The 11,762-nt window shown below is 76.8% G+C and carries 12 protein-coding genes; 4 read left to right on the top strand and 8 right to left on the bottom strand.

Going from position 1 to position 11,762, the window contains the following annotated elements; all coding sequences use genetic code 11:
- The 5 genes from paaE to paaA all read right to left on the bottom strand — a co-directional run bounded on the left by paaE (position 1) and on the right by paaA (position 3,911).
- Positions 1 to 1,077, bottom strand: coding sequence for a 1,2-phenylacetyl-CoA epoxidase subunit PaaE (gene paaE, locus ACI8AB_RS08690; RefSeq protein ID WP_456949788.1), 1,077 nt, complete (start codon positions 1,075 to 1,077; stop codon positions 1 to 3).
- Positions 1,078 to 1,584 (bottom strand): 1,2-phenylacetyl-CoA epoxidase subunit PaaD, encoded by a 507-nt coding sequence (gene paaD, locus ACI8AB_RS08695; RefSeq protein ID WP_456949789.1) that lies wholly within the window; start codon positions 1,582 to 1,584, stop codon positions 1,078 to 1,080.
- A 5-nt stretch (positions 1,585 to 1,589) separates the two neighbouring features.
- Positions 1,590 to 2,501 carry a 1,2-phenylacetyl-CoA epoxidase subunit PaaC gene (gene paaC / locus ACI8AB_RS08700; protein WP_456949790.1) on the bottom strand — a complete coding sequence of 304 codons (912 nt, stop codon included), beginning with the start codon at positions 2,499 to 2,501 and terminating at the stop codon, positions 1,590 to 1,592.
- A 64-nt stretch (positions 2,502 to 2,565) separates the two neighbouring features.
- Positions 2,566 to 2,934 carry a 1,2-phenylacetyl-CoA epoxidase subunit PaaB gene (paaB, locus tag ACI8AB_RS08705; RefSeq protein ID WP_387988876.1) on the bottom strand — a complete coding sequence of 123 codons (369 nt, stop codon included), beginning with the start codon at positions 2,932 to 2,934 and terminating at the stop codon, positions 2,566 to 2,568.
- Positions 2,931 to 3,911 (bottom strand): 1,2-phenylacetyl-CoA epoxidase subunit PaaA, encoded by a 981-nt coding sequence (gene paaA / locus ACI8AB_RS08710; RefSeq protein WP_456949791.1) that lies wholly within the window; start codon positions 3,909 to 3,911, stop codon positions 2,931 to 2,933. The genes paaB and paaA overlap by 4 nt, the downstream gene beginning before the upstream one ends.
- Before the next feature lie 88 nt (positions 3,912 to 3,999).
- On the opposite strand from paaA, the gene paaK reads away from it, so the two are divergent.
- Together paaK and ACI8AB_RS08720 are read left to right on the top strand one after the other, a co-directional pair.
- Positions 4,000 to 5,343, top strand: coding sequence for a phenylacetate--CoA ligase PaaK (gene paaK, locus ACI8AB_RS08715; RefSeq protein ID WP_456949792.1), 1,344 nt, complete (start codon positions 4,000 to 4,002; stop codon positions 5,341 to 5,343).
- Entirely contained in the window at positions 5,340 to 5,942 is a 603-nt protein-coding gene (locus ACI8AB_RS08720) for a TetR/AcrR family transcriptional regulator (RefSeq protein WP_456949793.1), read from the top strand. Before paaK ends, ACI8AB_RS08720 begins: the two co-directional genes overlap by 4 nt.
- A gap of 12 nt (positions 5,943 to 5,954) precedes the next feature.
- Here ACI8AB_RS08720 and ACI8AB_RS08725 read toward each other — a convergent pair whose 3' ends face one another.
- Both ACI8AB_RS08725 and ACI8AB_RS08730 read right to left on the bottom strand, forming a co-directional pair.
- Positions 5,955 to 6,110, bottom strand: a complete 156-nt coding sequence (locus tag ACI8AB_RS08725; RefSeq protein WP_456949794.1) for a hypothetical protein — start codon at positions 6,108 to 6,110, stop codon at positions 5,955 to 5,957.
- A gap of 134 nt (positions 6,111 to 6,244) precedes the next feature.
- Complete coding sequence (locus ACI8AB_RS08730) at positions 6,245 to 7,480, bottom strand: hypothetical protein (RefSeq protein ID WP_456949795.1); 1,236 nt, start codon at positions 7,478 to 7,480, stop codon at positions 6,245 to 6,247.
- A 122-nt stretch (positions 7,481 to 7,602) separates the two neighbouring features.
- Here ACI8AB_RS08730 and ACI8AB_RS08735 point away from each other — a divergent pair, with 122 nt between their 5' ends.
- Entirely contained in the window at positions 7,603 to 8,595 is a 993-nt protein-coding gene (locus ACI8AB_RS08735; protein WP_456949796.1) for a site-specific integrase, read from the top strand.
- A gap of 3 nt (positions 8,596 to 8,598) precedes the next feature.
- Here ACI8AB_RS08735 and ACI8AB_RS08740 read toward each other — a convergent pair whose 3' ends face one another.
- On the bottom strand, positions 8,599 to 11,031 hold the full coding sequence (locus tag ACI8AB_RS08740) for a lysylphosphatidylglycerol synthase domain-containing protein (protein WP_456949797.1): 2,433 nt from the start codon (positions 11,029 to 11,031) through the stop codon (positions 8,599 to 8,601).
- A gap of 259 nt (positions 11,032 to 11,290) precedes the next feature.
- On the opposite strand from ACI8AB_RS08740, the gene ACI8AB_RS08745 reads away from it, so the two are divergent.
- A complete protein-coding gene (locus tag ACI8AB_RS08745) occupies positions 11,291 to 11,620 on the top strand; it encodes a cupredoxin domain-containing protein (protein ID WP_456949798.1) in 330 nt (109 codons plus the stop codon).
- Positions 11,621 to 11,762 lie beyond the last annotated feature (142 nt).

An 11,762-nucleotide genomic window follows, 5' to 3' on the forward strand; every position in this document is an offset into this window, starting at 1 on the left:
TCAGGCGTCGAAGTCGACGGTGACGGCGTCCGACCGTGGCAGCGACTGGCAGGTCAGGACGTATCCGGCGTCGACCTCGGCGGGCTCGAGCGCGTAGTTGCGGCGCATCTCGACCTCGCCGTCGGTCACCCGCGCCCGGCAGGTGCCGCACACGCCGCCCTTGCAGGCGAACGGCAGGTCCGAGCGCACGCGCTGGGCGGAGTCCAGGACGGGGACGTCGCGGGGCAGCGCCAGCCTCGTCGAGCGGCCGTCCAGCACCACGGTGACCTGGGCGCTCGGGCCCGTGACCGTCTCCTCGTCGCCGCGCACCGGCTCGGGCGGGACGTCGTCGACGTAGAACAGCTCCTGGTGCACCTTCTCGGCGGGGACACCGAGCTCGGCCAGCAGCGCCCTGGCGTCGCTGACCATCCCGTGCGGGCCGCACAGCCACCAGTGGTCCACGTGCGGGGCGTCGACGAGGGCGCCGACCAGCGTGCGCAGCCGGTCCCGGTCGAGCCGGCCGCTGGTGAGCTCGGTGTCGCGCGGCTCGCGGGACAGCACGTGCACCAGCTGCAGCCGGGGACCGAAGCGGTCCTTCAGGTCGGCGAGCTCGTCGGCGAACATCACCGTGTTCGTGCGCCGGTTGCCGTAGAACACGGTGACGGTGGACTCGCCGTCGCGCAGCACGGTGCTCGCCAGGCTCAGCGCCGGGGTGATCCCGGAACCGGCGACGACGAACACGTGGTCGGCCGGCTGCGACAGGTCGGCGGTGAACGTGCCCGACGGCGGCAGCACCTCGACCGTGTCGCCGGGCCGCACCTCGTGCACCAGCCAGGAGGAGAAGAAGCCGCCGGGCACCTCGCGGACGCCGACGCGCGGAGCGGCGCCCACCGGCGCGCAGATCGAGTAGGAGCGGCGCTCGTCGCGGTCGCCGTCGACCCGCCGCAGGGTGAGCGCCTGACCGGGGCGGAACGCGTAGTCCTCGGCCAGGTCCTCGGGGACGTCGAAGGTGACCGCCACCGCGTCGTCGGTGAGCCGCTCGACGCCGGCGACCCGCAGCGGGTGGAACCGCGGACGCCGGCGGGCCGGTGCGCTCACTCAGATCTCCTTCACGTGCTCGAACGGCTCGCCGCAGTCCCGGCAGCGGCGCAGCGCCTTGCACGCCGTCGCGCCGAACTCGCTGATCTCGACGGTGTCGGGGGAGCCGCACAGCGGGCAGGACGCGGTCCGGCGGGTCGGGCCCAGCTGCAGCGGGATCGGCCCGGCGGTGCGCTCGGGCGCCCTGCCCGGGGGCGCGATGCCGGCCGCGGCGAGCTTGCGGCGGCCCTCCTCGGTGATCCAGTCGGTGGACCAGGCGGGGGAGAGCACGGTGCGCACCTCGACGTCGTCGAACCCGGCGGCGTGCAGGGCGTGCAGCAGGTCCGCGCGCATGACGCCCATCGCGGGACAGCCGGAGTAGGTCGGGGTGATGTCGACGACGACGGTGTCCTCGTGCACGCGGACGTCGCGCAGCACGCCGAGGTCGGCGAGCGTGAGCGTGGGCAGCTCCGGGTCGGTCACGGTCTCGGCGACCGCCCGGGGGTCCACGTGCGCGGTGGCGGCCATCCCCGTCACCAGGTCGCCGCCGGGTGCCGGCGGGCGAGGCCCTGGAGGCCGGCGAGCAGCTCGGTCAGCTCGGGGCCGTGCTCGCCGACCCGGCCGCGCGGCGGCGCGTCGGCCGGCCAGTCCGGGACCGTCAGGGTCGCCCGCTGCAGCACGGTGGTGAGCACGTCGCGCACCTCGTCGCGGACGGCGGCCGGGTCGACGGCCACCCCCGCCGCGACCAGCCGGGTCTCGACGTCGGTGGCGGTGGACAGGTCCGCGAGGTGCGGCCACACGGCGTCGACGCCGGCCTGCGCGCGGCGGTGCGACTCGGCGGTGCCGTCGCCCAGGCGCAGGACCCAGCGGGCGGCGTGGTCGCGGTGGTAGGTCAGCTCGTGCACGCCCTTGGCGGCGATCGCGGCGAGCACCGGGTCGCGGGAGTCCCGCAGCCGGGCGAACACCGCCAGCCGGACGGTGGACGCTGCGAGCAGCCGGACCATGGTCCGTGCGAAGTCGCCGTTCCCGGCCGCGACCAGGCCGGTGCAGCGGAACTCGTCGGGGTCGCGGAAGTAGGCGAGCGCGTCCTCGTCGGGGATCGACGCGCCGGCCCGCTCGCGGGACCGGCCGAGGACGCCGGCCGACCCGGCGCGGGCCAGCAGCAGCCGGGCCTGGCCGAGCAGGTCCAGGCCGACGTTGCCGAACGCGACCTCCTCCTCGAGCTCGGGTGCCGCGGTGATCCACTGGGTCAGCCGCTGGGCGAGCACCAGCGCGTCGTCGCCGAGCATCAGGCAGTAGGCGCCCAGGTCGGCGGGGTCGACGCCGTCGGGGACGGTGGTGTCCACCCCGGCCAGCGGGTCGTCGAACCCGGTGCCGAACGCCCAGTGCCCGGCGTCGTCGTGCGCGTTGGTCAACGCGTCGTACACCGTCTCCTCGTGCGCCATGCCGACGGAACCCCTCCCTGAGTTCGTGCGCAGCGGTCGGCCCCCGCCCTGGAGGGGGTCCTTCCTACATGTGCGGGACGTCCTCCGGGATCTCGTAGAACGTCGGGTGGCGGTAGACCTTGTCGCCGCTCGGGGCGAACATCGGGTCCTTCTCGTCGGGGCTGGACGCGGTGATGTCGGCGGCCCTGACCACCCAGATGCTCACGCCCTCGTTGCGCCGGGTGTAGAGGTCGCGGGCGGCGTGCACGGCCATCTCGTCGTCGGGCGCGTGCAGCGAGCCGACGTGCACGTGGTTGAGGCCGCGCTTGCCCCGCACGAACACCTCGTACAGCGGCCAGTCGCGGCGGCTGACCGACGGCGCCGGCGTCGTCGGCACCTCCGGCCCGGTCGGGACCGCGCCGTGCCCGCCCTCGGCGGTCAGGTCGGTGCTCACGCGTGCTCCTCGGCCGGTCGCCCGCCGCTGTGCTTGCGTGCGTAGGCGGTGGCCGCCTCGACCACCCACGCGTTGTCGTCGCGGGCGGCGCGGCGGCGGGCGATCCGGACGGCGTTCACCGGCCCGTCCCCGCTGATCACCCGCTTGAGCTCCGACCAGTCGATCGGGCCGTACCGCCAGTGCCCGGTCTCCTCGTCGAGCGCCAGGTCGGGGTCGGGCAGCGTGACGCCGAGGACCTGCGCCTGCGGCACGGTCATGTCCACGAACCGCTGGCGCAGCTCGTCGTTGGTGTGCCGCTTGATGCCCCACGCCATCGACTGCGCGGTGTTCGGGCTGTCGTCGTCGGGCGGGCCGAACATCATCAGCGACGGCCACCACCACCGGTCGACGGCGTCCTGCACCATCGCCCGCTGCTCGGGCGTGCCGCCCATCATCGTCATCAGCAGCTCGTAGCCCTGCCGCTGGTGGAACGACTCCTCCTTGCAGATGCGGATCATCGCCCGGGCGTAGGGCCCGTAGGAGGAGCGGCACAGCGGCACCTGGTTGCAGATCGCCGCGCCGTCGACCAGCCAGCCGATCACGCCCACGTCGGCGTAGGTCAGCGTCGGGTAGTTGAAGATCGAGCTGTACTTCTGCTTCCGCTCGATCAGCTTGTCGGTGAGGTCGGCCCGATCGGCGCCGAGCGTCTCGGCCGCCGAGTAGAGGTACATGCCGTGGCCGGCCTCGTCCTGCACCTTGGCCAGCAGGATCGCCTTGCGGCGCAGGCTCGGGGCGGCGAGCAGCCAGTCGCCCTCGGGCTGCATCCCGATGATCTCCGAGTGCGCGTGCTGGGCGATCTGGCGCACCAGCGTCCTGCGGTAGCCCTCGGGCATCCAGTCGCGCGGCTCGATCCGGCGGTCGGCGGCGATCGTCGCGTCGAACTGCTGCTGCAGCGCGGTCTCGTCGACGGCGGCGCGGTCCCCGACGGGTGCGGCCATTGACGTCCTCCCATTTACTGACCGAGCGGTCAGGAATAGTGTGACCCACGGCACCGGGAGAGACAAGCGCGGAACGAGGACGGCGGTCATGACGGCGACCAGGACGACCACGACGGCGCAGCGGCTGGGCGAGGCCCCCGACCCCGCGACCCTGGACCCCGCCGAGCGGATGGGCGCCGACGAGCTGCGGGCGCTGCAGCTCGAGCGGCTGCGCTGGTCGCTGCGGCACGCCTACGACCACGTCCCCCACTACCGCCGCGCCTTCGACGCCGCCGGCGTGCATCCCGACGACTGCCGGGAGCTGGCCGACCTGGCCCGCTTCCCGACGACGGGCAAGGCCGACCTGCGCGAGAACTACCCGTTCGGCATGTTCGCCGTCCCGCGGGAGCAGGTGCGCCGCGTGCACGCCTCGTCGGGCACCACCGGCAAGCCGACCGTCGTCGGCTACACCGAGCGCGACCTCGCGACCTGGGCCGCGGTCATGGCCCGCTCCATCCGCGCCGCCGGTGGCCGGCCCGGCGACGTGCTGCACAACGCCTACGGCTACGGCCTGTTCACCGGCGGCCTCGGCGCCCACCACGGCGCCGAGGCGCTGGGCTGCACCGTCGTCCCCGTCTCCGGCGGCATGACGCCGCGCCAGGTGCAGCTGATCACCGACTTCGCGCCCCGGGTGATCATGGTGACCCCGAGCTACATGCTCACCGTGCTCGACGAGTTCGAGAAGCAGGGGCTGGACCCGCGGGCCGCGAGCCTGGAGATCGGCGTCTTCGGCGCCGAGCCGTGGACCGAGCAGATGCGCCGCGAGATGGAGGAGCGCGCCGGCATCCACGCCGTCGACATCTACGGGCTGTCCGAGGTGATGGGCCCCGGCGTCGCCCAGGAGTGCGTGGAGACCAAGGACGGCCTGCACGTCTGGGAGGACCACTTCTACCCGGAGGTCATCGACCCGGTCACCGGCGAGGTGCTGCCCGAGGGCGCGGAGGGCGAGCTGGTGTTCACCTCGCTCACCAAGGAGGCCATGCCCGTCGTCCGCTACCGCACCCGCGACCTCACCCGGCTGCTGCCCGGGACGGCGCGGCCGGGCGTGCGGCGGATGCAGAAGGTCACCGGCCGCACCGACGACATGATCATCCTGCGCGGTGTGAACCTGTTCCCCACGCAGATCGAGGAGGTCGTGCTGCGGACGCCGGGCCTGTCGCCGCACTTCGCCCTCGAGCTGGTCACCCGCGGCCGGATGGACCACCTGGTCTGCCGCGTCGAGGCGCGCCCGGACTGCCCGCCGGAGCGCCGGGAGCCCGCGGCCGCGGAGGTGGCGACCGGCGTCAAGGACACCGTGGGCTGCACCGTCGAGGTCCTCGTCGTCGACCCGGAGACGCTGCCCCGCTCGATGGGCAAACTGCAGCGCATGACCGACAACCGCAACCGTCCGTGACGGAACTCGCGAGGGCCCGCCGAGGGCGCCCCGGGCACTCGCTGGACTCGCTGCTGGACGTCGCCGTCGCGGTGTTCAACGAGCGCGGCTACGACGCCACCAGCATGGACGAGCTGGCCGGCCGGCTCGGCGTCACCAAGTCGGCGATCTACCACCACGTGCCCGGCAAGGTCGAGCTGCTGCGCCTGGCGCTGGACCGGGCGCTGGACGCGCTGTTCGCCGTCACCCGGGAGCCCGCCGCGCGCACCGGCCGGGCGATCGACCGGCTCGAGCACGTCGTCCGCGGGTCGGTGCGGGTGCTGGCCGCCGAGCTGCCGTTCGTGACCCTGCTGCTGCGGGTGCGCGGCAACTCCCCGGTCGAGCAGGCCGCACTGCAGCGCCGGCGGGAGTTCGACCGGATCGTCACCGAGCTGGTGCGCGCCGCGGAGGAGGAGGGCGACGTGCGTCCCGACGTCGACCCCGCCGTCACCAGCCGGCTGCTGTTCGGCACGGTCAACTCGCTGACCGAGTGGTACCGCCCCGGCGGCAGCCTGTCGCCGGAGGCGCTGGCCGACGCGCTGGTCCGGACGGCGTTCGAGGGCCTGCGCGCCCGTCCCTGAGGCGCGCGGGCCTCAGCCCTCGCCGCCCAGCTCGGCGTACTCCAGGTCCGTCAGCCGGCGCCGGTCCTCCTCGAGGTCGACGACCTCCTCCGCGGTCGGCCCGACGACGTCGGTCGTCCCCCGGGGGACGGGGACGGTGGGTTCCGGGTACTGCCACTGGTCGCTCATGGCGGGGTCCCTCGGTCGCCGCCCGGCGGGCCGCCGGGACGGGGGTGGGGCCGGGTGCTCGGCCGGGGGAGCGGAGCCGGGGGCGTGGCCTCCCGACGACGACACCCGCCCGCGCGGCTCCGTGCCCCGGGAGGCTACGCGCCGCCGGGTCCCGGCGCCCCGGTCCGAGGTCCCCGGTCCGGAGCGTCCTCGCCCGTCCGGCCGGCCGGACGGGCGCGCAGCGCCTCCACCTCGGCGGTGAGCGCGCCGACCTGCTCCGCGGCCCGCCGCGCCGCGGTCTCGGACTCGGCGGCGCGGCGGGTGGCGTCCTCCGCCCGCTCCGCGCTCCGCGCCGCCCCGGTCAGCGCCTCGCGCAGGCCCCGCTCGGCCGCGGTCGCGCGGTCGGCCGCCTCCCGCGCCAGGGTCCGGGCGTCCTGCTCGGCGCGCCGGGCGGCGTCGCGGTCCCGCTCGGCGTCGCGGACCTGCTCCCGGGCGGCGGCGGTGGCGGCGCGCGCCTCGTCCCGGGCGGCCGCCGCCTCGTCGCGCTCCCGCGTCCGCGTCCCCACGTCCGCGGTGAGCGTGCGTTCGGTGACGTCCCACCGCGCGCGGGCCGCCACGAGCGCGTCGTGCTCGCGGGCGGCGTCCGCCCGGGCACGCCGCCCGTCCTCCCGCGCCGCCGCGGCGTCCCGTTCGGCCGCCCGCCGCCGGTCCGCGGCCTCCGCGGCCTCCCGCCGGGCGACGTCGCGTTCCCCACCGGCCCGGTCGCGCGCCGCCTCCGCCTCCTCCCGCGCGCTCTCGGCGGCCCGGCGGGCCCCGTCGGCCTCCCGGACCCGGCGCGCGGCCTCCGCCTCGGCGGCGGCGATCCGGTCCTCGGCGTCGGCGCGGGCGGCCGCGGCCTCCCGCTCGGCCGCCTGCCGCGCCTGCTCGGCGTCGGCGCGCTGCGCCGCGGCGGCGCGGGCGCGCTCCTCGGCGTCGAGGCGGGCGGCGTGCGCGGCGTCGACGTCGGCCGAGGCGCGGGCCAGCCGGGCCTCCACGGACGACTCGTCGCGGTACTGCTCCAGCGCCTCGGTCGCGGCGGCGAGGAGCGCGGCCTGGGTCTCGGCCGTCCGGGCGGCCTCCCGGGTGGCGTCGGCCCAGCGGCCCACCAGCTGCCGGACCCGGCCCTCGGGCGGCAGGTCCTGGACCAGGGCGGCGGTGGTCGCCGCCAGCCGGGCGGCCGCCGTTCCGGCCGCCCGGGCGCGCGCCTGCCGGGCGGACTCGGGGTTGTGGTCGGGCCGCTCGCAGAACCGGGGGGAGGGGCCGCTGCGTCCGGGCGTGCGCGGCCGCGGTGGTGACGGACACCCCGGATAGGCGCACGTGGAGGTGGTCGTCCCGCCGGGTGCCTCCGTCATGCGGTGACGATAGATGGACAACGCCCATCCATGTATCCGGGCGATGACGTGGAAGGTGACTTCACTTCCGAGAAGCCCCTACTCTGCGAAGTGAAATTCCGCGGCGGACGGAGGGGCCCGGCATGGCCGTACAGGCCGGTCCCCACCCCAGGGAGAGGGGGGTCGTCCCGGCGACGGACCTGACGGCGGTCGGCACCTACCTCGCCGCGTCCCTCGCCGGCAGCACCCGGGCGGCCTACGCGCGCGACCTCGCCGCCTGGGCCGACTGGTGCCGCAGCCGGTCCCTGCCGTCCGCGCTGCCGGCCGACCCGCTCACCGTCGCCGCCTGGCTCGCCGCGATGGCCGACGCCGGGCACAGCCCGCGTTACGTCGCCCGCCGGCTGTCCGCGCTCAACGACGCCTCCCGCACCGCCGGGCACCCCGCGCCCGGCGACAGCGAGGGGGTGCGCCGCACGCTCAGCGGCATCCGCCGCACCGCCGCCCGCGCCGGCGTCCGCCCGCGCCGGGCCCGCGCGCTGGACACCGCGACCGTCCGGGCGCTGGTCGAGGACCTCCCGGACTCCCTCGCCGGCGTGCGCGACCGGGCCCTGATCCTGCTCGGGTACGCCCTCGGCCTGCGGGCCTCCGACCTGGTCGGGCTGCGGGTCGAGGACCTCGTCCCGGCCGGGCACGGCGGCCTCGACGTCCTCCTCCGGTTCTCCAAGACCGACCAGGAGGGCGCGGGGGAGACGCTGGCCCTGGCGCCGGGCGTGCGCGCGGCCACCTGCCCGGTGCGCGCCGCGCGGGCCTGGCTGGCCGCGCTGGCCGACCGGGGCGTCACCTCCGGCCCGCTGTTCCGGTCGCTGGGCAAGGGCCGCGCCCCGCGGCTGGGCGCGACCGCGCTGACCACCCGCAGCGTCGACCTGGTCCTGGAGCGCGCCGCCGAGCGGGCCGGCGTCCCCACCGAGGGCCTGTCCCCGCACTCGCTGCGCCGCGGCTTCGCCACCACGGCCTACGCCCGCGGCGTGCCGGAGAAGGAGATCAGCCGCACCGGCCGGTGGCGGTCGCTCGTCGTCCGCACCTACGACGACTCCAGCCGCTGGGCCGACCCCGCCTCGGGCGCGCTCGGCCTCTGAGGGCTACACGTAGCGCTCCCGGCGGAGCCAGGCGAAGGCCGCCCAGCCGGGCAGGACCGGCAGCCAGAAGGTGGCGATCCGGTAGAGGAACACGGCGGGGACGGCGACCGTGTGGTCCATCCCGACGCCGACCAGCCCGGCGATCAGGGCGGCCTCGAGCGCGCCCAGACCGCCGGGCGTCGGCGCGGCCGCGGCGACCGCGGCGCCGAGGAGGTAGACCGCGCCCACGGCGACCGGGCCGACGTCGCCGCCCAGCGCCCGCGTGGACAGGTAGAGGCAGGACAGGTAGCCGAGCGTGGTCAGCGCCGAACCGCCCAGCAGCAGCACCACCCGGCCGGGACTGCGCAGCGCGCCGGCCAGGCCGTGGGCCGAGCGGCGCAGCGGCGGCACCAGCCGCACGGCCGCGAACCGCCGCACGGCCGGGACCGCCGCGGCGGCGAGGGTGACGGCGAGCACCGCGAGGGCGCCCCACACAAGGGCCGGTGACTCCACCGGCCGGGCCAGGTCGGGCAGCGACCGGCCGGCCCAGATCCCGAACACCAGCAGCAGCACCACGTGGACGACGGTCCCGGCCGCGTAGCTGAGCCCGACGCCGGACGTGGCGACCGCGACGTCGAGGCCGCACCGCTGCAGGTAGCGCACGTTCAGCGCCATCCCGCCCAGCCCGGCGGGCACCAGCCGGCCGGCGAACGAGGAGGCGAGCTGGGCGACGAAGGTCGGCACCGGCCGCAGCCGCACGGCCACCGCCCCCGCGAGGCTCGCCGCGGCGCCCACGTAGGTCAGCAGCGAGGCCACGAGGACCGGCGGCACCCACGCCCAGTCGGCGTCCCGCACGCGCTCGGCCATCCCGGCGACGTCGCCGAGCTGGGGGACGAGCAGGTAGGTGGCGAGGGCGAGCACGCCGACGACGAGCAGCGTCCGGGGCCGGACGCGCTCCAGGTCCGCCAGCGGGGGCTCCGGGACGCCGCACCGCTCGCTGACCGCGGCGCGCAGCCGGGCCGCCAGGTGCCGGTCGCGCCGGAGCGCGTCGCGCGTGGCGCCGCTGAGCGAGTCCGGTTGCAGCCGGGGCAGCGCCGCGGCCACCGCGTCGGGCCCCAGCACGGCGACCGCGGTGTCGACGGCCGGTCCCACCCCGGCCTGCAGCGCGAGGGCGACGAGCAGCTGGGCCACGTCCGCGTCGAGCAGCGCGGGGTCCGCGGCGACCTCGCTGAAGCCCCAGTCGATCAGCCACGGCGTGCCCGACGGGTCGAGCAGCACGTTGGCCCGGCGCAGGTCGCGGTGGGCCACCCCGTGCCGGCGCAGCACGGCCACCTGCTCCCAGATGCCGCGCAGCACCCGCTGGGTCACGGCCGCGTCGGGCACCCGGTCCAGGGTCGCGCCGTCGACGAGGTCGTAGGACAGCAGCCACGAGTCGCGGCCGACGGGGGCGATCGTGCGGAGGCGGGGGGTCCGGCCGCCGGCGTCGCGGACCAGCAGCGACACCATCGCCTCGTGCTCCACGGTGCGGCGCAGCGAGGAGAACGGGCGCTCGTCGCCGACGTCCTTCAGCCGGAGGAACCGGTAGGCGCGGAACAGCAGGTCCGCCGCCCGGTTCTCCGCACCCATCACCTTGGCGAACACGCGGTCCCCGTCGCGCAACCGGGCGGTCCAGGGCACCGAGCCGCGGGCGTCGACCACCGCCGGTGCCACCTCCACCGGGTCCAGCCCGCTGCCGGCCAGGGCCGCGGCCACGGCGCCCCGCGTCGGCCGGGCGACGGGACGGCCGAAGGCCAGCAGGGTCGCGGAGCCGACCGCGGCGCCGAGCACCAGCGACACGGCGAGGGTGGCCGGGAACGCGCGGGGCCCGAGCAGCTGCAGCAGGACGGTGAGCGCGAGGACCAGGGCCCCGGCCCGCCGCCACCGCCGGGACACGAACGGCGCCAGCACCACGAACGACGCCGCGGTCACCGCCGGCCCGTGCACGCCGAGCGCGCCGCGCAGGTCTCCCGGCTCCCCGCCCAGGGCCTCCGCCGCCGCGCGGGTCAGGAGGACCGCGGCGGCGGCGCCGGTGAGCAGGTAGCCGAACAGCCGGGGACGGCGGAGCAGCAGCGGGGCGGTCGCCGCCGCGGCCAGCGAGACCGCCACGAGCACGGTCACCGCCCCGGTCAGGGAACGCTCCAGGGCCGGGGCGGCCGAGGTCAGCCGCGCCACCAGGTCGGCGTCGAGCGCGGCCGCCGCCTCGCGCGACCACGCCGCGACCAGGCCCAGCAGCAGCGTGACCGTCGTCAGGACGGCGGTGCGCAGCACGTCGCTGGGGGACCGCTCGTAGCCGGTGACCTCCTCCTCGGAGGGGTCCGCGCCCCGGACGGCGGGCGGCCCGGCGGCCGGCCCCGGGGGAGGCGCCTCCGCCACCGGCGCCGACGGGCCGCCCGTCCGGGGTGTTCCGGGACCGGGCATCGCTGGCTCCTCCGCACGTCGGGGCAGGGCTCACGGCGGGCCACAGTCTGGCCCGCCGGGCGCGCGCGGGGACCGGACGGCGACGTCCCTCGGACGGGCGCGGGCGTACTACCGTTTCCCGCACCGGCACCACGTCGGGATGCAGGACCGCCCCGGTGCCGGAGTGCAGTGCCGGGTGATGGCGATGAGGGCTCCAGTCGCAGTTCCCCTGACCGTGCTCCTCCTGGCAGCCGCCTGCGGCGGCTCCGGGGAGGGCGACGTGGAGGCGGCGGACCGCACGGTCGCCGGCGCACCGACGCTGCAGGGCAGCGTCGGGACCGAGGACTCGCCGGACGCCTTCGAGATCGCCCTGGTCGACGAGGACGGCGCGCCGGTGACCGAGCTGCCCGCCGGGCAGTACAACGTCGTCGTCACCGACCACAGCGACGTCCACGGCTTCCACCTCGGTGGCGGGGACGGCGCGGTCGACGAGAAGACGAGCGTCCTCGAGACCGGCGAGACCACCTGGGTGGTCGACCTCCGGCCGGGCGAGTACCGCTACCTGTGCGATCCGCACCCGAGCATGCACGGCACGTTCACGGTGATCTGACCGGACGGCCGCGGCGCTGGTCGGTCACCGCCGGTCGCCCTAGACTCCGCGCCCAACGGCCGCCAGCCACTCCACCGGGAGGTGGGCCCGTGGACGCACCGTCCGGCCCGGTCCCCAGCCGCCGCGCGCGCACCCCGGCCCC

It is taken from the genome of Geodermatophilus sp. SYSU D00698, from assembly GCF_054050335.1.

What these genes read in the sequence shown, in the direction of transcription:
- ACI8AB_RS08730 (WP_456949795.1), bottom strand. Translation starts at nt 7,480, where the DNA reads ATGACGGAGGCACCCGGCGGGACGACCACCTCCACGTGCGCCTATCCG.
- ACI8AB_RS08740 (WP_456949797.1), bottom strand. Translation starts at nt 11,031, where the DNA reads ATGCCCGGTCCCGGAACACCCCGGACGGGCGGCCCGTCGGCGCCGGTG.
- paaA (WP_456949791.1), bottom strand. Translation starts at nt 3,911, where the DNA reads ATGGCCGCACCCGTCGGGGACCGCGCCGCCGTCGACGAGACCGCGCTG.
- paaD (WP_456949789.1), bottom strand. Translation starts at nt 1,584, where the DNA reads ATGGCCGCCACCGCGCACGTGGACCCCCGGGCGGTCGCCGAGACCGTG.
- paaK (WP_456949792.1), top strand. Translation starts at nt 4,000, where the DNA reads ATGACGGCGACCAGGACGACCACGACGGCGCAGCGGCTGGGCGAGGCC.
- ACI8AB_RS08725 (WP_456949794.1), bottom strand. Translation starts at nt 6,110, where the DNA reads ATGAGCGACCAGTGGCAGTACCCGGAACCCACCGTCCCCGTCCCCCGG.
- paaC (WP_456949790.1), bottom strand. Translation starts at nt 2,501, where the DNA reads ATGGCGCACGAGGAGACGGTGTACGACGCGTTGACCAACGCGCACGAC.
- ACI8AB_RS08735 (WP_456949796.1), top strand. Translation starts at nt 7,603, where the DNA reads ATGGCCGTACAGGCCGGTCCCCACCCCAGGGAGAGGGGGGTCGTCCCG.